Origin of the sequence: Stutzerimonas kunmingensis, from assembly GCF_900114065.1 — a bacterium.
Lineage (GTDB): Bacteria > Pseudomonadota > Gammaproteobacteria > Pseudomonadales > Pseudomonadaceae > Stutzerimonas > Stutzerimonas kunmingensis.
This window is the reverse complement of the sequence record NZ_FORS01000007.1, coordinates 26,666-48,063: the sequence shown is the minus strand read 5'-3', so window position 1 is coordinate 48,063 and position 21,398 is coordinate 26,666. Positions and strand designations below refer to the sequence as shown.

The window sequence follows — 21,398 nt, the reverse complement described above, 5'->3', positions numbered from 1 at the left end:
TGAATCGAAAAGGAAATCCCTCTATGAACGCACTGCATCGCATCGGCGCCGGAACGCTCCTGGCCATGTTGCTCGCCTTCGGCCTGGCCGGCTGCGGCGAGAAGGAGGAGGTCCAGCAATCGCTCGAGCCAGTGGCCTTCCATGACTCCGACGAGTGTCACGTGTGCGGCATGATCATCAGCGACTTCCCCGGGCCCAAGGGCCAGGCGGTGGAGAAGGGCGGCGTGAAGAAGTTCTGTTCCACGGCCGAGATGCTCGGCTGGTGGCTACAGCCGGAGAACCGTCTGCTCGATGCCAGGCTGTATGTACACGATATGGGCCGTAGCGTTTGGGACAAGCCGGATGACAGTCACCTGATCGACGCAACCAGCGCCTACTATGTGATCGGTACGTCGCTCAAGGGCGCCATGGGGGCGTCGCTGGCGACCTTCGCCGAAGAGCAGGCCGCCATGCGCCTCGCCGAGGAACACGGTGGCCGGGTATTGCGTTTCGAACAGATCGATCAGGCGCTGCTGCAGGAAGCAGCGAGCATGCAGCACGGCGGCATGCACGAGCACATGCCCGGCGATACACACAACGCACACCAGGGGCACTGAGACCTATTCAGTGGCCGTAACCAGTCTTCCGACACATTCGAGGTAAGCACAATGATGGGTATCAGCGTCTGGCAACTTCTGATCATTCTTCTGATCGTCGTCATGCTGTTCGGCACCAAGCGCCTGCGCGGCCTGGGCTCCGACCTGGGCAGCGCGATCAGCGGCTTCCGCAAGTCGGTCAGTGATGGCGACAGCGTCACCCAGGCCGAGACGGTCAAGCAGGAAATCAAGTAAGAACAGCGACCACTTCGCTCGGCCAGCCTCCCCTAACACGGCGCTTGCGCGCTGCCGGGGGAGGCGGATGCCCGTCGCCGTTGAGAGCCGCCCAAGCGGCTTCAATGCTCGATAATCGGGGCCGTTTCGCACCGCAACGGTGCGTCTTCAGGCGGTCTTCGGGCGCCGACCGTCACTTTCCCGCCGCCTCCGCGAAAATCTGATCGCAATCAAGTCTGTTGATGGCGCCTACCCTGTAGAAAGTAATCCTGGCTCCTGTAAACGGGAGCGATCATTCGTCCGGCGCGCGTTCGTTGTGCTGCCGGACATAGAAAGTCTGGAGGCCCTTCCGTGCAAGTTATCGATCGGCGAAAAGCCCTGAGTGTTCCGCCTATCTGGCGGCTCGCCTTTCGCCCCTTCTTTCTCGCCGGCAGCCTGTTCGCGCTGTTGGCGATTCCGCTCTGGGTCGCCGCGTGGACCGGGCTGTGGCCGGGCTTTCAGCCCACCGGTGGCTGGCTGGCCTGGCATCGTCACGAAATGCTGTTCGGTTTCGCCATGGCAATCGTCGCCGGCTTTCTGCTCACCGCGGTGCAGACCTGGACCGGCCAGACGGCCCCGTCCGGCAATCGCCTGATGGGGTTGGCAGTGATTTGGCTGGCGGCGCGTCTGGGCTGGCTGTTCGGCCTGCCGGCGGTATGGCTGGCGCCACTCGATCTGCTGTTCCTGCTGGCGCTGGTCTGGATGATGGGGCGGATGCTCTGGGCCGTACGGCAGAAGCGCAACTACCCGATCGTGGTGGTGCTGACGCTGATGTTCGGCGCGGATGTGCTGATCCTGGTCGGCCTGCTGCAGGACAACGATGCGCTGCAGCGCCAGGGCGTGCTCGCCGGGCTGTGGCTGGTCGCGGCGCTGATGGCGCTGATCGGCGGCCGGGTGATTCCGTTCTTCACTCAGCGCGGCTTGGGCAAGGTCGAGGCGGTCAAGCCTTGGGTCTGGCTGGATGTCGCCCTGCTGGTGGGCACCGGGATCGTCGCACTGCTGCACGCCTTCGGCGTCGCCCTGCAGCCGCATCCGCTGCTGGGCCTGCTGTTCGTCGCCATCGGCGTCGGCCATCTGCTGCGCCTGGCGCGCTGGTACGACCACGGTATCTGGAAGGTCGGCCTGCTCTGGTCGCTGCACCTGGCGATGCTCTGGCTGGTGGTCGCGGCATTCGGCCTGGCGCTCTGGCATTTTGGTCTGCTGGCGCAGTCCAGCCCTTCGCTGCATGCGCTGAGCGTCGGCTCCATGGGCGGATTGATCCTGGCGATGATCGCCCGCGTGACCCTCGGCCACACCGGCCGGCCGCTGCAGTTGCCGGCGGGCATCATCGGCGCCTTCGTGCTGTTCAATCTGGGCACGGCCGCGCGGGTATTCCTCTCTGTCATCTGGCCGGTCGGCGGTCTGTGGCTGGCGGCGGCCTGCTGGGCGGCGGCCTTCGCCCTGTATGTCTGGCGCTACGCGCCGATGCTGGTCGCACCGCGGGTCGACGGCCATCCGGGCTGAGCACCGAATCGTTTCACCGGGGCAGGTGCCCGTCGCGCCTGCCCGTCAATACCAAGCCTTAGAACCGCTGCCGCGAGGCGGCTTGTGACTCGGCGTGCGCCGAGCTCGGAGATGATGATGAAAAGCGAGTTTCAGGATCGTCTGGCTGTCGTCACCGGCGCCAGTTCCGGAATCGGTCTGGCGTTGTGCGCAGCCCTGCTGCAGCGCGGTGCCCGGGTGCTGGCGATGTCGCGCAGCATCGGCGGTCTCGAACCGCTGCTGGAAACCCACGCCGACCAGCTGCAGTGGCTGAGCGGCGATGTCACCTCGGCTGAAGATCTGGCCCAGCTGGCGCGCCGTGCCGCGCAGATGGGACCGGTGCACTACCTGGTGCCCAACGCCGGTATCGCCGAGCTGGCCGATGGCCTGGACATGGCCGCCTTCGATCGGCAGTGGGCGGTCAATGGCGCCGGTGCGCTGAACACCTTCGCTGCGTTGCGCACCGAGCTGGCCAAGCCGGCCTCGGTGGTCTTCGTCGGCACCTTCCTGATCCGCTCGACCTTCCCCGGGCTGGCGGCCTACATCGCCAGCAAGGCGGCGTTGGCGGCGCAGGCGCGCACGCTGGCAGTGGAGTTCGCGCCGCTGGATGTACGCATCAACATGGTTTCGCCCGGCCCGACCGCCACCGCCATCTGGGGCTCGCTGGGGCTCAACGACGATCAGCTCGAAGCGGTCGCCGAGGGCGTCACCAAGCGTCTGTTGCCGGGGCATTTCCTTGAGTCGGCGGCGGTGGCCAATGTCATCCTGTTCCAGCTGTCCCAGGGTGCGCGCGGCGTGTTCGGCCAGGACTGGGTGGTGGACAACGGTTACACCATCAACTGAGGTGTAGCGCATGTGGTTCAAGTGGAAGAACAGCGCGACGCGCCTGGAGCAGGAGCTGAATGCGCTGCAGGCCAGTCACGCCGAACAGGCGGCGCGCGTCGTCGCGCTGGAGCAACAGCTGCAGGCGGCAGAGGCTGCCAGCCAGCAGCGCCAGCGACAGCTCGACTATTACCGGGGTGTGTCGGAAAGGCTGATTCGCTTCAGCACCTCCGTGGCCCATCTCGGCGAGTCGTTCGAGTTCCTCACCGGGCAGTTGGGCGATAACAAGGCCCGTGCCGGCGAGGTCGCCGCCGCGGCGCTGAGCAACCAGAAGCATTTCGGCGAGCTGCAGGGCAAGGCCGCCGAGATGGAGGACGGCCTCGGCCTGGCCTCGCGCAAGGTCGATACCCTTGCCGAGCGCTCGCAGGAGATCAACGGCATCGTCGATCTCATCAGCGGCATCGCCAGCCAGACCAATCTGCTGGCGCTGAATGCCGCGATCGAGGCGGCGCGTGCCGGCGAGGCCGGGCGTGGTTTCGCAGTTGTCGCCGGGGAGATTCGCAGCCTGGCGGAAAAGACCGCGCTGGCGACCGATGACATCGTGCGCAAGATTGGCGAAGTGCAGGCCGAAATCCGCAATGTGCATGACTACATCCAGCTGCAGGGCAGCCACGCCAAGGGCTTCAGTCGAACCACCGAGGTGGCGGTCGAGGCGATGCGTACGCTCTACCAGCTGGCCGGGGCGATGCGTGGCAGCAGCGCCGCGTCTTCCTTCCGTGCCGGCATCGAGCTGGCCAATCTCGACGAGCTGTCACTGAAGTTCGTGGTGTACAACCACCTGCTGAGCGACCAGGCACAGCCGATTCCACAGCTGCCGAGCGAGCGCGACTGTCGTTTCGGCCGCTGGTATTACGGCGAAGGCAACCGCGACATCCAGGCGCTGGACTGCTTCCGGCAGATCGAGCGGCCCCACACGGCGGTGCATGCCCAGGGGCAGGCGGCGCTGGATGCATTCGCTCAGGACGCCCTGGAAAGCGCGTTGCGCCACCTGGGCCAGATGGAGGAAGCCAACCTGGAGGTGATGTGTATCGTCACGGCCGTGGTCGATCAGTACGAGAAAGGGGCGAGTCGCGCGGCCTGATGGCACAGACGCCCGCGTTTTCGCTCGTGATGTCGTTGGTGCAAAAATATTGCGCTTATCGAGCAATACTATTCGTTAGATAACATTTAAAGCGCCGCAGACAATGCGCACGCATTCCGTCTGCGCGGCAATCCGCCGCGCTCGATATGAACCGATCCCAGGAGGAGCGGCGAGCGGATGCGGCGTGCCGGTCCGTCGACCATTGCCTGCGCTGCGCTGGCAGATCTCGATGTTCGTTCCCTGGCGCCCGCGTCGGCCGCCTGGCGAGCATGAGCGAACTGCACAACAGTCCCGAACCGATTGCCTACAACTACCACGTGGTGCGCCAGTTCACCCTGATGACGCTGGTCTGGGGTGTGCTCGGCATGGGCCTCGGCGTCTTCATCGCTGCTCAGCTGGTGTGGCCGCAGCTGAACTTCGACCTGCCCTGGACCAGCTTCGGCCGGCTGCGACCGATTCACACCAATCTGGTGATCTTCGCTTTCGGTGGCGGCGCGTTGTTCGCCTCGTCCTTCTACATCGTTCAGCGCACCAGTCATGCCCGGCTGATCTCCGATCGGCTGGCGGCGCTGGTTTTCTGGGGCTGGCAGGCAGCCTGCGTGGCAATGCCGATCAGCTACGCGCTGGGCTACACCACGTCCAAGGAATACGCCGAGATGGAGTGGCCGATCGCACTCTGGGTGACGCTGATCTGGGTGCTCTACGCCTATCTGTTCTTCGGCACCATCGCCCGCCGGCGCATCCGCCACATCTACGTCGGCAACTGGTTTTTCGGCGCCTTCATCATCGTCACCGGCATGGTGCACATCATCAACCACGCGCTGGTGCCGGTGGGGCCGCTCAAGTCCTACTCGCTGTATTCGGGCGCCACCGATGCGATGGTGCAGTGGTGGTACGGGCACAGCGTGGTGGGCTTCATCCTCTCGGTCGGCTTTCTCGGGATGATGTACTACTTCGTGCCGAAGCAGGCGGGGCGGCCGATATACTCGTACCGTCTGTCCATCGTGCATTTCTGGGCGATCATCTCGATCTACATCTGGGCCGGCCCGCATCATCTGCACTACACCGCGCTGCCGGACTGGGCGCAGAGCCTGGGTATGGTGATGTCGATCATCCTCTTGGCGCCGAGTTGGGGCGGCATGATCAACGGCATGATGACCCTCTCCGGTGCCTGGCATAAGTTGCGCACCGACCCGATCCTGCGCTTCCTGGTGGTCTCGCTGGCGTTCTACGGCATGTCGACCTTCGAAGGCCCGATGATGGCGATCAAGACGGTCAATGCGCTGTCGCACTACACCGACTGGACCATTGGGCACGTACACGCCGGGGCGCTGGGCTGGGTGGCGATGATCTCCATCGGCTCGCTGTACCACCTGATTCCGCGGCTGTGGGGGCGCGAGCAGATGCACAGCATCGGCCTGATCAACGCGCACTTCTGGCTGGCGACCATCGGCACGGTGCTCTACATCGCCTCGATGTGGGTCAACGGCATCACTCAGGGCCTGATGTGGCGGGCGATCAACGAAGACGGCACGCTGACCTATTCCTTCGTCGAGGCGCTGGAAGCCAGCCATCCCGGCTACATCGTGCGCATGGCCGGCGGCGCCATCTTCGCCAGCGGCATGCTGCTGATGGCGCTGAACACCTGGCTGACCGTGCGCACCCGCCGCGACGAGCGCGTGCCGCAGGCAGCGCCGCTGCTGGCCAGCTGAACGCCCGGGCAGCTATCTCGCTCAAAACCGGTCCAGGGACGGACCGCTCCACCGCCCGCCGGGCGGTCTCTCCGATTTCGACACAAGCAGGACCAATGCACGACTCTTTCGCCCTCTGGATTCGCTCGTTCCTTCCCGCCCCGCTGAATGCTTCGCCGAAGGAGTGGTTGCGCGCCGCCCTCGGCGTCGCCATCGTCATGCCGCTGGTGTTCTGCAGCGGCTACATGCTGGTCGGCAGTTCGTTGACCCTGCAGATCATGGGGCCAGCCGGCGCCTCGGCGGTGCTGGTGTTCGTCGCCTCGTCCAGCCCGTTCGCCCAGCCATGGGCGGTTCTGGTTGGCAATCTGCTGGCGGCGCTGATCGGCATCAGTCTGGGCATGAGCGGCTTGCCCAGTATCGCCTCGCTGGCGCTGGCGGCTTGCCTGTCGCTGCTCTGTCTGTTCTATCTGCGCTGCCTGCATCCGCCGAGCATCGCGCTGGCGCTGGTGGCGGCGGTGGGCAGCCCGGAGCTGCATCAGCTGGGTTACGCGCTGGTCGGGCCAGTGCTGTTCTATTCGGCGCTCCTGGTGACGGTCGCGCTGGTCTACAACAACCTGACCGGGCATCCCTATCCGAAGCCGCGGCTGAGCCGCGAGAACAGTCATCACACCCGCGACCTGCCGCCGGGCGAGCGCATGAGCTTCACCCATGACGACGTGGATCGCGCACTGCAGGAGTTCGGCGAGTATGTCGACGTCACCCGTGACGACCTCGAGCGGCTGATCAAGCAGACCGAGAAGCACGCCCTGCGGCGCAGCATGGGCGAGATCACCGCGGCGCACGTGATGTCACGCGATCTGTACTGGCACACGCCGGATACCTTCATCGAGCAGGCCTGGCAGACCCTGCAGGTGCACCGGCTGCGCTCGCTGCCGGTGGTGCAGGGCGACGACCATCGGCTGGTCGGCATCGTCACCCAGGTGGACCTGCTCAAGCACTTCCACCCGCGGCCCGGGCGGCTCAGTTTCGGTCAGCTGAACTTCCTGCGCGGCACCAAGCTACGCGCGATCATGAGTTCGCCAGTAGTCTCGGTGACCGCCGATACGCACATGGTCGAACTGGTTTATCTACTCTCGGATCGCGGCCTGCACTGCCTGCCGGTGGTCGATGAGCAACAGCGGCTGGTCGGCATGATTACCCAGACGGATCTGATCGCCGCGCTGTACCGCAACTGGCTCAAGCAGCTGCCGGACTGAGCGGCCACGAGTCCGGCGCGACGCTCAGATATCGTAGTACCAGCGTGACCAGTCGTAATCGTCGAGGGCTACTTCGCGCAGCAGTTCGACGGCCTTGAGCAACGCGGGCGATTCGCTGGCGCGGGCATGCACCAGGTAGACCGGATAGCTGAACTCCGGCGCCTGCTCCACTCGCTTGAGAACCCCTTCTTCCAGATAGCGCTGGACCACACGGGTGCGAAAGTAGCCGCGGCCGCCGCATTGCACCAGATACTGCAAGGCCAGCGGCCCGAGGCTGAATGACAGCGCGGCGCGGGTGTATTCGGGCAGCGCCTGGTTATGCTGCTTGCGAAATGCCGGCCCCCAATCGACGTACAGATACGGCGTTGGATTCTGCGCCTGCACCACCTGGATCAGCTTTTCCTCCAGCAGCTGTTCGACCTGCAGACCGGGCAGGTACTCCGGCTGGTGCACCAGTGCGGCGTCGAGCACGCCGAGGTCGAGCTTCTTCTGCAGCTCTTCGCCGCTGCCCACTTCCAGTCGCACGGCGTGGCCCGGCAGCGCTTGCCGCAGGCGCTGGACCCAGGCCAGCATCAGCGGGTTGCACAGGCTCACCTCGGCGCCGAGCGTGAGCAGTTCGCCATAACCCCGTGGCAGCGGCAGGTCGCGCCGCGCGGCCTCCCAGGTCTGCACCAGCTGGCGAGCATAGGCGGCAAAGCGCTCGCCATCGGCCGTCAGCCGCGCCCCGGCGCGATTGCGTACGAACAGCCGGCAGCTCAGCTGGTTTTCCAGGTTCTGTATGCGCGCGGTGACGGCCGTCTGGGTGATGTGCAGGCGCTCGGCCGTGGCGATGAAGCTGCCGCTGCGAATGATCTCGAGAAAGGTGCGGGCGAGATCAATATCCATGGTCGACCTTAAATGCAGTGAACGTGACGGAACCGATGATTGTAGGGGGTTGTGACCGTCGTGGGGGCGCCCACCTTGAATCGGTGGGCGATCCGCTCACGATCAGTGCGAAGTGCCTTCGGCGAACTCGATCTTGTTGCCGACGTTGTACTTGCCGGAGGGCTTGTTCATCGGGATGCGTTTGACCTCCTCCAGCGTCTTGGCGTCGTAGACGAGCAGGGCGCCGTCGGTGTCCCAGACGCTGAGCAGGGCGTAGCGGCCGTCGTTGGTGAACTCGACATGGGCGGCGTTCTTGCCCGGCATCGGGCGCAGGGTGTGGGCGACTTCCAGGGTCTGCTTGTCGATCAGGTGCACGGCGTCGTTGTTCGGGCCGAAGAACACGTCGGTCCAGGCATAGGGCGAGTTTTGTTGGCTGCGCATGAAGAAGCCCGGGCCTTCGGTGGGAATCTCCTTGATCAGCTTCCAGGTTTCCAGGTCCAGCACCGAGATCAATCCCTTGCTGACGTTGGGGGTGGCGAACACCCACTTGCCGTCGCGTTTCCAGTAGATACCCGAGCCCAGATGCGGCATGCCCGGCAGCGGGATGTCGGTGACGGCCTTGCCACTATCCAGATCGATCACCTGGCCGCCGTGGGCCTTGCGCGAGGTGGCCAGCAGGTAGCGGTAGTCTGGAGTGAATGAGAAGTCGTCGAGATAGTCGGCTGCCTTGATCCGTCGTGGTTCGAAGGTCGGCTCGCCGGCATAGGAGAGCTCCCAGGCTTCCTGCACGTCTTTCAGGGCGACCACGAAGCTGTCGCGTGGCGGCGCGGTGTACACGGCGCTGACCCGGGACGGCGTGCCGTCCTGGCCGACCGCCGGGATGTGCTTGACCAGCGAAAGGTCGCGGGCATCGAGCAGCACCAGATTGCCCGGTAGGTAGTTGCCCACCAGCACCCAGCGGCCATCGTTGCTCACCGCCAGGTTGCGCGTGTTCAACCCCGCGCGAACCTCGGCGATCATGCTCAGGTTGTGCAGGTCGTAGACGCTGACCCAGCCGTCGCGGGAGGCGAAGTAGACGAAGCGGCCGTCCGGCGAGAACTTCGGCCCGCCGTGCAGGGCGAAGTGCGACTGGAAGTTCGCCAGCTCCTCGAAACGATCGCCGTCCAGCACCCGGACGTGGTGATTGCCGGCTTCGACCACCACGAACAGGTTGAGCGGGTCGGCGCCGTGCTGCGGGGTCGTTGGCAGCGTGGCGACGTCCTTGAGAATCCGATGGCTGGCGCGGATGTCGGTGTCGCTCCAGGTGGGCGGCACGGCAGAGGGCTGATAGAGGTAGTCGACCAGGCCGGTGACCTGCGCTTCGTTAAGCACGTGGGAATAGGCGGCCATCTGGCTCGCCGGACGGCCGTCGCGAATCACCGCCTGGGCTTCGGCTGGCTTGATGCGGCTGAGGCTTTCCGGCAACAGCGCCGGGCCGGCGCCGCCGAGACGATTGACGCCGTGGCAGCTCTGACAGTGCTGTTCGTACAGCGCCTGACTGTCGGCTGGCTGGGTCGCCGCGGCAGCCCGCGGAATGGCCAGGTCGAGGGCAACGAAGGTGGCCGCCGGCAGCGCGGCGGCCAGCAGCAGGGCGGGTATCAGTTGCATAAGGCCTCCGTTTGCGGGGCTGGATCACCGTGCAGCCGCGCCGGGTGCTGGACCTGGCGCTCGGCGAACAGGCCGACCACCCGGCCGATCACGGTCAGGGTCGGCGGCGTGAGGTGCTGCTCGTCGGCCATGCTTGGCAGCTGGCGCAGCGTGCAGCGCACCACCTGCTGGTTCTCGCGGGTGCCGTTGCCGATCAGCGCGGCGGGCGTGTCCACCGGCAGGCCGGCGGAGATCAGGTTGCGCGAGATCTCGCCGAGGCTGGCCAGGCCCATGTAGAACACCAGCGTCTGCCCGCCCTGAGCCAGGGCGTCCCAGGGCAGGTGCAGCTCGCCGTTGGTCTGCAGGTGGCCGGTGATGAACTGGCAGGAATGGGCCAGATCGCGGTGGGTCAGCGGGATGCCGGCATAGGCGCTGCAGCCGGCCGCAGCGGTGATGCCCGGTACTACCTGGCAGTCGATACCGCGCTGCAGAAGGAATTCCAGTTCCTCGGCACCGCGGCCGAAGATGAACGGGTCGCCGCCCTTGAGTCGCACCACGCGCTTGTTCTGCAGCGCCAGGTCGGCCAGCAGCTGGTTGATCTCCGGCTGCGGCAGGCTGTGGTAGCCACTGGTCTTGCCGACGTAATGGCGGCTGCAGTCGGCCGGCAGCAACGCCATCAACCCGTCGCTGACCAGGCGGTCGTAGACCACCGCGTCGGCCTGTTGCAACAGGCTCCAGGCACGCAGGGTGAGCAGGCCGGGGTCGCCCGGTCCGGCGCCGACCAGAGCGACTTCGCCAGGGGCGAACGCGGCGCTCAGCGAGGCGGGAAATGTGAGTGGCTGGTCCATGCGGTGCTCCTGAATTCTCATCGGGCTTACGGAGTGCGTTGCTGCGGCGCTTGGTCGGCCGCTCGATCGGTCAGATGGCGATGCTGGGAATGCGCTCGGCGGCGGACAGGCCGATCTCCTCGTCGGAGAGGTAGCAGCCCGGGTCTTCGGCCCACAGATCGCCCTGCGCCCAGGCGCGGGTACGGGTGTTGCCGTTGCAGATCGCCAGCCAGCGGCAGTCGGCACAGCGACCGTGGACCGCGCGCGGATGCTGGCGCAGCTCCTGCAGCAGCGGCGCCGGCTCGTTCAGCCAGATGTCGCTGAAGCGCTGGCGGCGGACGTTGCCGACGGTGTGCTGCCACCAGTAGGTGTCCGGGTGCACGTCGCCGATGTTGTCGATGTTGGCGATGCCGCTGCCGGAGGCGTTGCCGCCCCAGGCGCGCAGCATGCCTTCCAGGCGGTCGCGATGCTCAGGCAGGCGGTCCTCGACCCACTGCAGCAGCAGGACCGCGTCGGCGTCGTTGTTACCGCTGACGAAATCGGTCTCGCGGCCGTGCTGGACGTCGTCCCAGGCCTGCTCGAAGAGCTGACGCATGGCGTCGCGGGTCATCTGGTGATGGGCGTCGGCCTTGCTGCTGCGCTTGCCGCGGCCGCTGTAGTTGAGGTGCGAGAGGTAGAACTTCTGCACGTCGTGTTCGCGCATCAGCGCCAGCAGCGCCGGCAGCTGCGGGTAGTTGTTCTGCGTCAGGGTAGTGCGCAGGCCGACGCGGATATCGCGCTGGCGGCACAGGTCGATGGCATGCATGGATGCGGCGAAGCTGCCCTTGAGCTGGCGCCATTCGTCATGCACCGCCTCCAGGCCGTCGATGCTGATGCCGACGTAGTCGAACTGCGCCGCGGCGATACGCTCGATGTTGCTCTCGTCGATCAGCGTGCCGTTGGTGGACAGCGCAACGAAGAAACCTTTTTCACGGGCGTAATCGGCCAGCTGGAAGATGTCGGCCCGCAGCAGCGGTTCGCCGCCGGAGAGGATCAGCACGCGCACACCGGCCTCGTGCAGATCGTCGATCACCTTCAGCGCCTCGGCGGTATCTAGTTCGTCGCGGAACTCGCTGTCGGCGGAGGTCGCGTAACAGTGCTTGCAGGTCAGGTTGCAGCGCCTGAGCAGGTTCCAGATCACCACGGGTGGGCGCTTGCCGCTGGCGCTGCGGGCACCGAGCACCTTGGTGGCCGGTTGGGCCAGGGCGCGCAGGTAATGGCTGATTCTCAACATGGGGCGGCTCCGCTTCGGCAGCGTATCTCACTGGGCGCGCCGTCTCGGGCGCCCGTTCCTTGAGCAGCAGGATCAACGAGCGGGGTAGGGCTGGCCTTGATCGGAAACAATAAAAGTCGCGGGGCGTGGCTGACCGCATCGTCAGCTTCTTGCGGCGGTGTACCGTTGGTCAGAGCAGGGTCAGCAGCACGCCGAGCACCAGTACCAGCGGCCAGGCGAGCAGCAGCAGACGCCACGCCCGCGGAGCGTGGCGCAGCTCCATGAAACCGTCGGTGATCAGCCAGGCCTTGCCGAACGCCGTGAGCAGAACGGCACCAGCCAATGCCAGCGTGGCGCCGGCATTACCCAGCAGCACGGTGGAAACCGACAGCAGTGCCAGACCGAGCCAGCAGGCCACCAGAATCTTCGAAGCAGACATGACTTACCTCAGCACGTAGACCAGCGGGAACAGCAGCACCCAGACCATATCCACCATGTGCCAGTAGAGCACTCCGGACTCCAGGCCGCTGTGCTCGTCCGGCCCGTAGGCGCCGCGGCGGCAGCGCATGGCCAGCCAGCCGAGGATCACCATGCCCAGCAGCACATGCAGGAAATGAAAGCCCGTCAGAATCCAGTACAGGGTGAAGAAGGTGTTGTGTTCCATGCCCAGGCCGAGCCCGGCCAGGTGGCTGTACTCGTTGAGCTTGAGCACCACGTAGACGCAGGACGAGCCCAGCGCGGCGAGCAGCAACAGCGTCGCGCGCCCGGACCGGGCCTCGCGCACCTGTTCCACCGCCAGGGCGGCGAACAGGCCTGAGGTCAGCAGGCTCAGGGTCAGCGCCAGGCCGATGGAGCTGTCCAGCGCCGCGCGGCTCTCGCTGAACAGCTGCGGATTGAGCATCTGCGTGGCGGCGAACGCCAGGATCAGGATGGCGAAGACGGTCAGCTCGGCGAGGATGAAGAACCACATCGCCAGATCGCCCGGCAGGCGCCGGGACAGTTGGCTGGTGGCTTCAGGCGAAGTGGACATCGACCACATCCATCAGCGCGGCGACCGTCTGCGGGTCATCCGACAGCGGCTCGGCGAGGCACGCCAGGCAGGCCTGACGCGGCGTCATGCCGGAGCGAATCATCCGCGCAGTGAAGATCAGCAGGCGGGTCGAGGCGACTTCCTCCAGATCATGCTGCTCCAACCGGCGTAGCGCCTGGCCGAGCTTGACCACCTGGGCGGCGAGTTCGTCATCCACCTGCGCCTCGTTGGCGACGATGCGCACCTCCTCGGCGGCCGGCGGGTAATCGAAGCGCATCGCCACGAAGCGCTGGCGGGTACTCGGCTTCATGCCCTTGAGCAGGTTCTGGTAACCAGGGTTATAGGACACCACCAGCATGAAACCCGGCGGCGCCTTGAGCGCCTCGCCGGTGCGCTCGATGAACAGCTCGCGGCGGTCGTCGGCCAGCGGGTGCAGTACCACGGCGGTGTCCTGTCGCGCCTCGACCACTTCGTCCAGGTAGCAGATGCCGCCTTCGCGTACCGCGCGGGTCAGCGGGCCGTCCTGCCACCAGGTGCCCTGGGCGCCGATCAGGTGACGGCCGACCAGATCGGCGGCGGAGAGGTCGTCATGGCAGGCCACGGTGTACAGCGGCAGGTTCAGCCGATGCGCCATGTGCTGCACGAAGCGGGTCTTGCCGCAGCCGGTCGGGCCCTTGATCAGCACCGGCATGCCGTGCTGCCAGGCCTGCTGGAACAGCTGCTCCTCGTTGCCCAGCGGTTGGTAGAAGGGCGCGTCAGGCGTGCCGGCGGCAGTCGGGGTTTCAATCGCATTCACAGGCAAGTACCTCACGGCAGCAGTTGGTTATTTCCATTGCCAAGCTACCGGCCCCACCGACCCCTCTCAAGCCATCCGCCGGCAAAGCTTGATTGCGATCAAGTCCCGCACCTGATGCCGACCAATCGAAGCCGATTCCAGACGTTTCGACCCGTTACGCCCGCGACAAGGCGTCACGCTGAGGGGGTGCCGGGGGCTCTCTTGATTGTCGTCAAGCGTCTTCGCAACGGCGCTCTCATAGCATCCAAATCGCAAAAAGAAGAAGTCCCCGGGAACTGCCACACCGCCGTAACTAGCAGGAGTCGCCAGAAGCGCTCCCATAGGAGAGAAGGATGAGCAATGTCGGTAAACCTATTCTGGCTGGCCTGATCGCCGGCCTTTCGTTGCTTGGTCTGGCCGTCGCCCAGGCTGCTGCCCCAGAGATGACCGCCGAAGAAAAGGAAGCGGCCAAGCAGATCTATTTCGAACGCTGTGCCGGTTGCCACGGCGTTCTGCGTAAAGGAGCCACGGGCAAGAACCTCGAGCCGCACTGGAGCAAGACCGACGCGGATGGCAAGAAGACCGAGGGCGGCACCCTCAATCTAGGCACCAAGCGCCTGGAGAACATCATTGCCTATGGCACCGAGGGCGGGATGGTCAACTATGACGACATCCTCACCAAGGAAGAGATCAACATGATGGCGCGCTACATCCAGAACACTCCGGATGTGCCGCCAGAGTTCTCTCTGCAGGACATGAAGGACAGCTGGAAGCTGATCGTTCCGGTTGATCAGCGTCCGAAGAAGCAGCTGAACAAGATCAACCTGCAGAACGTATTCGCCATCACTCTGCGCGATGCCGGCAAGCTGGCCCTGGTGGACGGCGATACCCACACCATCTGGAAGGTGCTGGACACCGGCTACGCGGTACACATCTCACGCCTGTCCGCTTCCGGCCGCTACGTCTATACCGTGGGCCGTGACGGCCTGACCACCATCATCGACATGTGGTACGAAGAGCCGACCACCGTCGCCACCGTGCGTCTGGGCTCCGATGCCCGTTCCGTGGACACCTCCAAGTTCAAGGGCTACGAGGACAAGTACCTGATTGGTGGCACCTACTGGCCGCCGCAGTACTCGATCATGGACGGCGAAACCCTGGAGCCGATCAAGGTCGTGTCCACCCGTGGCCAGACCGTCGACGGCGAATATCACCCCGAGCCGCGCGTGGCGTCCATCGTCGCTTCGCACATCAAGCCGGAGTGGGTGGTCAACGTGAAGGAGACCGGGCAGATCATCCTGGTCGACTACACCGACCTGAAGAACCTCAAGACCACCACCATCGAGTCGGCCAAGTTCCTCCACGACGGCGGCTGGGACTACTCCAAGCGCTACTTCATGGTCGCCGCCAACGCCTCGAACAAGGTCGCTGCGGTCGATACCAAGACCGGCAAGCTGGCCGCGCTGGTCGACACCGCGAAGATCCCGCACCCGGGTCGCGGCGCCAACTTCATCCATCCGCAGTTTGGCCCGGTCTGGACCACCGGTCACCTTGGCGATGACGTGGTCTCGCTGATCTCCACTGCTTCCGACGATCCGAAGTACGCCAAGTACAAGGAGCACAACTGGAAGGTGGTGCAGGAACTGAAGATGCCGGGTGCCGGCAACCTGTTCGTCAAGACCCATCCGAAGTCGAAGAACCTCTGGGCCGACGCGCCGATGAACCCCGAGCGGGAAGTCGCCGAGTCCGTCTACGTCTATGACCTCAACGACCTGAGCAAGGAGCCCAAGCGTCTCGACGTCGCCAAGGATTCCGGGCTGCCGGAAAGCAAGGCGATCCGTCGCGCCACCCACCCCGAGTACAACGTGGCCGGTGACGAAGTGTGGATCTCCCTTTGGGGCGGCAAGACCGACCAGTCCGCAATCGTGATCTACGACGACAAGACGCTGAAGCTGAAGAAGGTGATCACCGACCCGGCGATCGTCACGCCGACCGGCAAGTTCAACGTCTTCAACACCATGCACGACGTGTATTAATCCGCCCGAGGATTGCCTGTTAACACCCACCGCGCCTGGCGCGGTGGGTCTGGCAAGGGAACAGATTCCATGACAGATCAAGACGGCAACAAGCAAAAGAAGGGCGGCATCCTTGCGCTACTGCGGCGGCCGAGCGCGCGCTACTCGCTCGGCGGCATTCTAGTGGTGGGCATTGTTGCCGGTATCGTCTTCTGGGGCGGCTTCAACACCGCGCTGGAGGCCACCAACACCGAAACCTTCTGCATCTCCTGTCACGAGATGGGTGACAACGTTTACCCCGAGTACAAGGAGACCATTCACTACGCCAACCGCACCGGTGTCCGTGCGACCTGCCCGGACTGCCATGTGCCGCGCGACTGGACGCACAAGATGGTGCGCAAGGTCGAGGCCTCCAAGGAGCTGTGGGGCAAGATCGTCGGCACCATCGACACCGCCGAGAAGTTCGAGGCCAAGCGGCTGACCCTGGCGCGTCGCGAATGGGCGCGGATGCGGGCATCCGATTCCCGCGAATGCCGCAACTGCCACAGCCTGGAAAGCATGAGCTCCGACATGCAGAAGCAGCGAGCCCGCAAGCAGCACGAGATGGCTCGCGAAGACAACCTGACCTGCATCGCTTGCCACAAGGGCATCGCGCACCACCTGCCCGAAGGGATGACCGAAGAAGACGAAGACTGAACTGCGGTCCGTCGGGCCAGCCAACCATCGATGATGAGGAACCGATTATGAAAAAGACTCTGATGGCCAGTGCGGTGGGGGCGGTAATCGCCTTCGGCGCACAGACTGCAATGGCCGCGGCGCCGGCTGACTGGAACGCGGTGGCAGCGACCGACGTCACCCTGTTCTACCCCGGCGTGTCGCCGGTGGAATGGATCACCAAGGGTACCGAGCACGGCGGTGCACGGGCCCTGAAGAAAGGCGAAACCTGCGCTGGCTGCCACTCCGAGGAAGTCGAGGACATGGGCGGCAAGATGGCCAGCGGCCAGAAGCTCGAGCCTACGCCGATCGATGGCAAGGCGCCGTTCATCAATGCCAAGGTGCAGGCCGCCAACGACGGCGAAAACCTTTACCTGCGCTTCACCTGGAAACAGCCAGCAGCATCCGGCGCGGCGCCGATGGACGCCGACAACCCGGTGAAGATCGCCTACATGCTCGAAGGTGGTTCCAAGGTTCAGCTGGCCGAGGCAGGTGGTTGCTGGGGCAGCTGCCACGGCGACGCACGGACCATGCCGGGCGCAGCCGACACCAAGACCAAGTACGTCAAGGACGGCTCGCTGGCCAACGGGATCTTCTATGACCTGAACCAGTGGCGCAGCGGTGAGAACAAGGCCTTCGACGGTCATGTCGCCACCGAGCGGGTGATGGAGGGCGGCCAGGCGCTGGTCGATGCCCAGGGCCAGCTCGATGGCGATACCTGGACTGTCGTGTTCACTCGCAAGTTCGCGGGCGGCGAGGGTGACGTGACGCTGGCGGCGGGCAATGTCTACAACTTCGGCTTCGCCATTCATGACGACAACGCCACCGGGCGCTACCACCACGTTTCGCTCGGCTACACGCTGGGTATCGACGCCCAGGGCGATATCACTGCCGCCAAGCAGTAACCAGGCGGCAAGCAACGGGCCGGCGCAATGCCGGCCTTGTGCTTTTCCGGTGTCCGACCACCGGCCGGCGACGGCACAGTCGTGCCAATGGGATGATTTGATTGCAATCAAGGAACCGGCATGGTGGCTCATTCATCCTGAGCCTGCCCGCACCGGTCGCGAAGCAGCCGTTCGAAGTCCCGGAACCCACAAACAATGACCAAGGACAAAAGGTTGCCTAGCACAAGCGGTAAATTTACCGTGCACTTGCTCAGTGCGTTTTGCTGAGCACCCTTTGGGTGGGCGGTAACGCTCTCCCCTTTAGCCTTGAGGAAAAGATCTAATGAAGAAAATCCTTATCCCGATGCTCGCCCTGGGCGGCGCGCTGACCCTGCAGCCGGCACTGGCGCAGGATGGTGAGGCGCTGTTCAAGAGCAAGCCTTGCGCGGCTTGCCACAGCATCGATGCCAAGCTGGTAGGCCCGGCGTTCAAGGAAGTCGCCGCCAAGTACGCAGGACAGGACGGCGCTGCCGATCTGCTGGCCGGCCACATCAAGAACGGCAGCCAGGGCGTATGGGGTCCGATCCCGATGCCGCCAAACCCGGTCACCGAAGAAGAAGCCAAGATCCTCGCCGAGTGGGTTCTTAGCCAGAAGTAACACCCCAGGAGGACGTCATGATTCAGTCCCGCCAAGTAGTATCGCGTCTGGGGCTGGCCCTGGCGTCCTTCCTCCTGATTCCCACCGCCCTGGCCGCGGCCCCCACCGCCGAACGCCAGGCGAAGCTCGACCATCTGCTGCTTCAGGACTGTGGCTCCTGCCATGGCCTGCGCATGACCGGCGGTCTCGGCCCCGCGCTCACCCGCGAGGCGCTAGCCGGCAAACCCCGTGACAGTCTGATCGCCACAGTTACCCACGGCCGCCCCGGTACGGCCATGCCCGGCTGGAATGCCCTGCTCGACGAGCAGGACATCGCCTACCTGGTCGACCGCCTGCTCGAAGGATATCCCAAGCCATGATTCGTCCTTTTCTGCTGCTGGCTGCGGCCGGTCTGCTCGCGGCCTGTGCACAGCAACCGCTGCGCGGCACCGGTGACCTCGGGGTGGTGGTGGAGCGCGCCACCGGCAGCCTGCAGATCATCGAGAGCAGCAACCAGAGCCAGCTCGCCCGCATCGAGGGTCTGGGCGACCTGTCCCATGCTTCGGTGGTGTTTTCCCGCGATCAGCGCTACGCCTATGTATTCGGCCGCGACGGCGGGCTGACCAAGGTTGACCTGCTGCGCCAGCGCATCGATCGTCGCGTCATCCAGGGTGGCAACAGCATCGGTGGCGCCATCAGCCAGGACGGCACGCTGATCGCGGTCGGCAACTACGAGCCGGGCGGGGTGAAGGTATTCGATGCCAAGACCCTGGAGCTGGTCGCCGACATACCTGCGACGCCGCTGGCCGACGGCAGCCGCAATTCGCGGGTGGTCGGCGTGATCGACGTGCCCGGTCGGCGCTTCATCTACAGCCTGTTCGATACCGATGAAACCTGGCTGTTGGATTTCAGCCAGGGCAACGAGCCGCAGATCACTCGTTTCGAGGGTATCGGCCGCCAACCCTACGATGCGCTGCTGACTCCTGAAGGGCGCTATTACATCGCCGGCCTGTTCGGCGAGGACGGCATGGCCAAGATCGACCTCTGGCATCCCGAGCGTGGCGTCGAGCGTATTCTCGATGGCTATGGCCGCGGCCAGCAGAAACTGCCGGTCTACAAGATGCCGCACCTGGAAGGCTGGACCGTGGCCGGCAACCAGACCTTTGTCCCCGCCGTCGGCCAGCATCGTGTGCTGGTGATGGATTCCGAGAAGTGGCAGCAGACCGACGCCATCGACGTGGCCGGCCAGCCGATCTTCGTCATGGCGCGACCGGACGCGCGGCAGATCTGGGTCAACTTCGCCCACCCCGACAACGGCAAGGTCCAGGTCATCGACAGCGAGACCCACGAGGTCATCGCCGATCTGGAGCCAGGCCCGGCCGTGCTGCACATGGAGTTCACCGCCCGCGGCGACCAGCTCTGGCTGTCGGTGCGCGATGGCGAGGAAATCCAGGTCTGGGACCCCTACACCCTGAAGCTGCTCAAGCGACTGCCGGCGCAGAGTCCGAGCGGCATCTTCTTCAGCAGCCGCGCCCACGAGACGGGGTTGTGACATGCACATCGACGCCCTCAGTCGCCGCCTGATCGACCGCTACCAGCACGGCATGCCGCTGTGCGCCGAGCCCTACCGCGCCATGGCCGACGAGCTTGGCTGCAGCGAGGAGGAGGTGCTCGCCTGTCTCGAACAACTGCACGAGGGCGGTGGCCTGTCGCGCATCGGCCCGGTGTTCGAGCACAGCCGTGCCGGCGCCAGCACCCTGGTCGCGCTGGCCGTGCCCGCGGCGCGGCTGGAGCAGGTCGCGGCGCGCATCAATGCGTTTCCCGAGGTCAACCACAACTACCTGCGCGAGCATCGTTACAACCTCTGGTTCGTGCTGACCGGGCCGGATCGGCCACACATCGACCGGCTGCTGGCCGAGATAGAAGCCGATACCGGGCTGACACCGCTCGACCTGCCGATGCAGCAGGCCTTTCGCATCGACCTCGGCTTCCCGCTGGGAGATCCATCATGACCGGTTGTCTCAATGACCTGCAGGCGCTGCAGCTGCGCCGCCTGCTCGAGGGCGGGCTGCCGCTGGCCGCGCGGCCTTACCAGCGGCTCGCAGAACAGATCGGCAGCGTCGAGGAGCGGGTGCTGGAGCAGATTCAACGCTGGCAGGAAGAAGGGCTGTTCCGTCGCTTCGGCCTGGTGCTCAAGCACCGCGCGCTGGGCTTTCGCGCCAACGCCATGCTGGTGATGGACATCCCCGACGCCCAGGTCGACGAAGTCGGTCGACGTCTTGGCCAGGCCGCCGGAGTCAATCTCTGTTACCAGCGCCCGCGGCGTCTGCCGCAGTGGCCCTACAACCTGTTCTGCATGGTCCATGGCCGCGAGCGCGAGCAGGTCTGCCAGCTGATCGAGCGCCTGCTGGCGGACAACGGTCTGAGCGATGTACCGCATCAGCTGCTGTTCAGCACGCGGGCCTTCAAGCAGTGCGGTGGCCGTTTTGCACCGCCGCTGCGCGAGGTCGCCAATGGATGAATTCGACCGGCTGTTGATAAATCGTTTGCAGCATGGCCTGCCGCTGGTGCGCCACCCCTGGGAAGCGCTGGCCGAGGAGCTGGGCAGCACGTCCGTGGCCCTGCGCGAGCGGGTCCAGGCATTGCTCGACGACGGCACGCTGACTCGCTTCGGGCCGATGTTCGACATCGACCGGCTTGGCGGTGCCTTCACCCTGGCCGCGCTGTCGGTGCCGGAGGCGCGCTTCGACGAGGTTGCCGCGCAGCTGGAGGCGATGCCCGAAGTGGCACACAACTACCGCCGCGAACACCGCTGGAACATGTGGTTCGTGCTCGGTTGCGAGACCCCGCAGGGCATCGCCGAGAGCATCGCGCGCATCGAGGCCGAAACCGGCCTGGCGGTGCTGAATCTGCCGAAAGAGGAAACCTTCCATGTCGGTTTGCACTTCCCCGTCTGACGATGGCCTGACCCGCCGCCTGATCGAGCTGACCGAGGCCGGGCTGCCGCTGGTGGCCGATCCCTGGGCCTGGCTCGCCGGGGAGCTGGGCATCGACGTCGACGCCACCCTGGCGCTGCTGCAGCGGCTGCAGGCGGACGGCGCGATCCGGCGTATCGCGGCGATACCCAACCACTACCGCCTCGGCTATCGGCACAACGGCATGACCGTGTGGGACGTCGACGACGCCGAGATTGCGCGACTGGGTGCGCTGATCGGTGCCCAGCCTTTCGTCAGTCACTGCTATCGCCGACCACGGCAGGAAGGCTGGCCATACAACCTGTTCGCCATGGTGCATGGGCGTGATGCCAGTGATATCGAGGCCTACCGCAACCAGATTCGTGCGCTGCTGGGCAACGCCTGCCGGGCCAACGAGATGCTGGTGTCCAGCCGCATTCTGAAGAAGACCGGCCTGCGCCTGGCGACTCAACGTCGCGCCTGATTCTCGGCCTGCCGGCGCCCATCGGGGTGTCGGCAGTGCCTGCGAGCGATCGCCGCG

Annotated in this window: 24 protein-coding genes; 17 read left to right on the top strand and 7 right to left on the bottom strand. The window is 65.2% G+C overall.

Annotated features, from left to right (window positions below; translation table 11 throughout):
* Positions 1-23 precede the first annotated feature (23 nt).
* The 7 genes from BM275_RS16435 to BM275_RS16405 all read left to right on the top strand — a co-directional run bounded on the left by BM275_RS16435 (position 24) and on the right by BM275_RS16405 (position 7,279).
* Positions 24-596, top strand: coding sequence for a nitrous oxide reductase accessory protein NosL (locus BM275_RS16435; RefSeq protein WP_090522354.1), 573 nt, complete (start codon positions 24-26; stop codon positions 594-596).
* 51 nt (positions 597-647) lie between these two features.
* A complete protein-coding gene (gene tatA / locus BM275_RS16430; protein ID WP_014819159.1) occupies positions 648-830 on the top strand; it encodes a twin-arginine translocase TatA/TatE family subunit in 183 nt (60 codons plus the stop codon).
* A 330-nt stretch (positions 831-1,160) separates the two neighbouring features.
* Entirely contained in the window at positions 1,161-2,351 is a 1,191-nt protein-coding gene (locus BM275_RS16425) for an NnrS family protein (protein WP_042927105.1), read from the top strand.
* Between the two features lie 117 nt (positions 2,352-2,468).
* Entirely contained in the window at positions 2,469-3,212 is a 744-nt protein-coding gene (locus BM275_RS16420) for an SDR family NAD(P)-dependent oxidoreductase (RefSeq protein WP_090522352.1), read from the top strand.
* Between the two features lie 10 nt (positions 3,213-3,222).
* Positions 3,223-4,332, top strand: a complete 1,110-nt coding sequence (locus BM275_RS16415; RefSeq protein WP_090522351.1) for a methyl-accepting chemotaxis protein — start codon at positions 3,223-3,225, stop codon at positions 4,330-4,332.
* A gap of 269 nt (positions 4,333-4,601) precedes the next feature.
* The gene (ccoN, locus tag BM275_RS16410) at positions 4,602-6,044 is read left to right on the top strand and encodes a cytochrome-c oxidase, cbb3-type subunit I (RefSeq protein WP_014819163.1); all 1,443 of its coding nucleotides are present in this window, start codon (positions 4,602-4,604) and stop codon (positions 6,042-6,044) included.
* Positions 6,045-6,139: 95 nt separating this feature from the next.
* Positions 6,140-7,279, top strand: a complete 1,140-nt coding sequence (locus BM275_RS16405) for an HPP family protein (RefSeq protein ID WP_046621495.1) — start codon at positions 6,140-6,142, stop codon at positions 7,277-7,279.
* Positions 7,280-7,303: 24 nt separating this feature from the next.
* On the opposite strand, the gene BM275_RS16400 is transcribed toward BM275_RS16405, so the two are convergent.
* From BM275_RS16400 to BM275_RS16370, 7 genes are all read right to left on the bottom strand, one after another.
* On the bottom strand, positions 7,304-8,164 hold the full coding sequence (locus BM275_RS16400) for a LysR family transcriptional regulator (protein ID WP_014819165.1): 861 nt from the start codon (positions 8,162-8,164) through the stop codon (positions 7,304-7,306).
* Between the two features lie 102 nt (positions 8,165-8,266).
* On the bottom strand, positions 8,267-9,790 hold the full coding sequence (locus BM275_RS16395) for a nitrite reductase (RefSeq protein ID WP_090522349.1): 1,524 nt from the start codon (positions 9,788-9,790) through the stop codon (positions 8,267-8,269).
* Entirely contained in the window at positions 9,781-10,617 is an 837-nt protein-coding gene (cobA, locus tag BM275_RS16390) for a uroporphyrinogen-III C-methyltransferase (protein WP_046621502.1), read from the bottom strand. Before cobA ends, BM275_RS16395 begins: the two co-directional genes overlap by 10 nt.
* Positions 10,618-10,687: 70 nt before the next feature.
* Positions 10,688-11,869: a heme d1 biosynthesis radical SAM protein NirJ gene (nirJ, locus tag BM275_RS16385; RefSeq protein ID WP_090522347.1), complete on the bottom strand. Its 1,182-nt coding sequence runs from the start codon at positions 11,867-11,869 to the stop codon at positions 10,688-10,690.
* A gap of 169 nt (positions 11,870-12,038) precedes the next feature.
* A complete protein-coding gene (locus BM275_RS16380; protein WP_014819169.1) occupies positions 12,039-12,287 on the bottom strand; it encodes a cytochrome C oxidase subunit IV family protein in 249 nt (82 codons plus the stop codon).
* 3 nt (positions 12,288-12,290) lie between these two features.
* Complete coding sequence (locus BM275_RS16375) at positions 12,291-12,878, bottom strand: cytochrome c oxidase subunit 3 (protein ID WP_045665494.1); 588 nt, start codon at positions 12,876-12,878, stop codon at positions 12,291-12,293.
* Positions 12,862-13,674 (bottom strand): CbbQ/NirQ/NorQ/GpvN family protein, encoded by an 813-nt coding sequence (locus tag BM275_RS16370; RefSeq protein ID WP_090522345.1) that lies wholly within the window; start codon positions 13,672-13,674, stop codon positions 12,862-12,864. The genes BM275_RS16375 and BM275_RS16370 overlap by 17 nt, the downstream gene beginning before the upstream one ends.
* 332 nt (positions 13,675-14,006) lie before the next feature.
* Between BM275_RS16370 and BM275_RS16365 the strand changes: the two genes are divergently transcribed.
* The 10 genes from BM275_RS16365 (at position 14,007) to ahbB (BM275_RS16320) (ending at position 21,341) form a co-directional block, all read left to right on the top strand.
* Entirely contained in the window at positions 14,007-15,689 is a 1,683-nt protein-coding gene (locus BM275_RS16365; RefSeq protein WP_090522343.1) for a nitrite reductase, read from the top strand.
* Between the two features lie 69 nt (positions 15,690-15,758).
* The gene (locus tag BM275_RS16360) at positions 15,759-16,364 is read left to right on the top strand and encodes a cytochrome c3 family protein (RefSeq protein ID WP_003298726.1); all 606 of its coding nucleotides are present in this window, start codon (positions 15,759-15,761) and stop codon (positions 16,362-16,364) included.
* A gap of 47 nt (positions 16,365-16,411) precedes the next feature.
* Positions 16,412-17,287: an ethylbenzene dehydrogenase-related protein gene (locus BM275_RS16355; protein ID WP_090522341.1), complete on the top strand. Its 876-nt coding sequence runs from the start codon at positions 16,412-16,414 to the stop codon at positions 17,285-17,287.
* Positions 17,288-17,609: 322 nt separating this feature from the next.
* Positions 17,610-17,924, top strand: coding sequence for a c-type cytochrome (locus BM275_RS16350; protein WP_042923944.1), 315 nt, complete (start codon positions 17,610-17,612; stop codon positions 17,922-17,924).
* A 17-nt stretch (positions 17,925-17,941) separates the two neighbouring features.
* Positions 17,942-18,283, top strand: a complete 342-nt coding sequence (locus BM275_RS16345) for a c-type cytochrome (RefSeq protein WP_208607483.1) — start codon at positions 17,942-17,944, stop codon at positions 18,281-18,283.
* Entirely contained in the window at positions 18,280-19,455 is a 1,176-nt protein-coding gene (locus BM275_RS16340) for a cytochrome D1 domain-containing protein (RefSeq protein WP_014819175.1), read from the top strand. Before BM275_RS16345 ends, BM275_RS16340 begins: the two co-directional genes overlap by 4 nt.
* Before the next feature lies 1 nt (position 19,456).
* The gene (locus BM275_RS16335; RefSeq protein ID WP_023446219.1) at positions 19,457-19,915 is read left to right on the top strand and encodes an Lrp/AsnC family transcriptional regulator; all 459 of its coding nucleotides are present in this window, start codon (positions 19,457-19,459) and stop codon (positions 19,913-19,915) included.
* Positions 19,912-20,424, top strand: coding sequence for a siroheme decarboxylase subunit beta (gene ahbB, locus BM275_RS16330; RefSeq protein WP_023446218.1), 513 nt, complete (start codon positions 19,912-19,914; stop codon positions 20,422-20,424). Before BM275_RS16335 ends, ahbB (BM275_RS16330) begins: the two co-directional genes overlap by 4 nt.
* A complete protein-coding gene (locus tag BM275_RS16325) occupies positions 20,417-20,860 on the top strand; it encodes an Lrp/AsnC family transcriptional regulator (RefSeq protein ID WP_023446217.1) in 444 nt (147 codons plus the stop codon). Before ahbB (BM275_RS16330) ends, BM275_RS16325 begins: the two co-directional genes overlap by 8 nt.
* Positions 20,835-21,341, top strand: a complete 507-nt coding sequence (gene ahbB / locus BM275_RS16320) for a siroheme decarboxylase subunit beta (protein ID WP_014819179.1) — start codon at positions 20,835-20,837, stop codon at positions 21,339-21,341. The genes BM275_RS16325 and ahbB (BM275_RS16320) overlap by 26 nt, the downstream gene beginning before the upstream one ends.
* Positions 21,342-21,398 lie beyond the last annotated feature (57 nt).

Bases quoted from the DNA above. Each gene is read 5' to 3' on its own strand.
- BM275_RS16435 (WP_090522354.1), top strand. From the start codon at position 24: ATGAACGCACTGCATCGCATCGGCGCCGGAACGCTCCTGGCCATGTTG.
- tatA (WP_014819159.1), top strand. From the start codon at position 648: ATGATGGGTATCAGCGTCTGGCAACTTCTGATCATTCTTCTGATCGTC.
- BM275_RS16420 (WP_090522352.1), top strand. From the start codon at position 2,469: ATGAAAAGCGAGTTTCAGGATCGTCTGGCTGTCGTCACCGGCGCCAGT.
- BM275_RS16415 (WP_090522351.1), top strand. From the start codon at position 3,223: ATGTGGTTCAAGTGGAAGAACAGCGCGACGCGCCTGGAGCAGGAGCTG.
- ccoN (WP_014819163.1), top strand. From the start codon at position 4,602: ATGAGCGAACTGCACAACAGTCCCGAACCGATTGCCTACAACTACCAC.
- BM275_RS16405 (WP_046621495.1), top strand. From the start codon at position 6,140: ATGCACGACTCTTTCGCCCTCTGGATTCGCTCGTTCCTTCCCGCCCCG.
- BM275_RS16400 (WP_014819165.1), bottom strand. From the start codon at position 8,164: ATGGATATTGATCTCGCCCGCACCTTTCTCGAGATCATTCGCAGCGGC.
- BM275_RS16395 (WP_090522349.1), bottom strand. From the start codon at position 9,790: ATGCAACTGATACCCGCCCTGCTGCTGGCCGCCGCGCTGCCGGCGGCC.
- cobA (WP_046621502.1), bottom strand. From the start codon at position 10,617: ATGGACCAGCCACTCACATTTCCCGCCTCGCTGAGCGCCGCGTTCGCC.
- nirJ (WP_090522347.1), bottom strand. From the start codon at position 11,869: ATGTTGAGAATCAGCCATTACCTGCGCGCCCTGGCCCAACCGGCCACC.
- BM275_RS16380 (WP_014819169.1), bottom strand. From the start codon at position 12,287: ATGTCTGCTTCGAAGATTCTGGTGGCCTGCTGGCTCGGTCTGGCACTG.
- BM275_RS16375 (WP_045665494.1), bottom strand. From the start codon at position 12,878: ATGTCCACTTCGCCTGAAGCCACCAGCCAACTGTCCCGGCGCCTGCCG.
- BM275_RS16365 (WP_090522343.1), top strand. From the start codon at position 14,007: ATGAGCAATGTCGGTAAACCTATTCTGGCTGGCCTGATCGCCGGCCTT.
- BM275_RS16360 (WP_003298726.1), top strand. From the start codon at position 15,759: ATGACAGATCAAGACGGCAACAAGCAAAAGAAGGGCGGCATCCTTGCG.
- BM275_RS16355 (WP_090522341.1), top strand. From the start codon at position 16,412: ATGAAAAAGACTCTGATGGCCAGTGCGGTGGGGGCGGTAATCGCCTTC.
- BM275_RS16350 (WP_042923944.1), top strand. From the start codon at position 17,610: ATGAAGAAAATCCTTATCCCGATGCTCGCCCTGGGCGGCGCGCTGACC.
- BM275_RS16345 (WP_208607483.1), top strand. From the start codon at position 17,942: ATGATTCAGTCCCGCCAAGTAGTATCGCGTCTGGGGCTGGCCCTGGCG.
- BM275_RS16340 (WP_014819175.1), top strand. From the start codon at position 18,280: ATGATTCGTCCTTTTCTGCTGCTGGCTGCGGCCGGTCTGCTCGCGGCC.
- BM275_RS16335 (WP_023446219.1), top strand. From the start codon at position 19,457: ATGCACATCGACGCCCTCAGTCGCCGCCTGATCGACCGCTACCAGCAC.
- ahbB (WP_023446218.1), top strand. From the start codon at position 19,912: ATGACCGGTTGTCTCAATGACCTGCAGGCGCTGCAGCTGCGCCGCCTG.
- BM275_RS16325 (WP_023446217.1), top strand. From the start codon at position 20,417: ATGGATGAATTCGACCGGCTGTTGATAAATCGTTTGCAGCATGGCCTG.
- ahbB (WP_014819179.1), top strand. From the start codon at position 20,835: ATGTCGGTTTGCACTTCCCCGTCTGACGATGGCCTGACCCGCCGCCTG.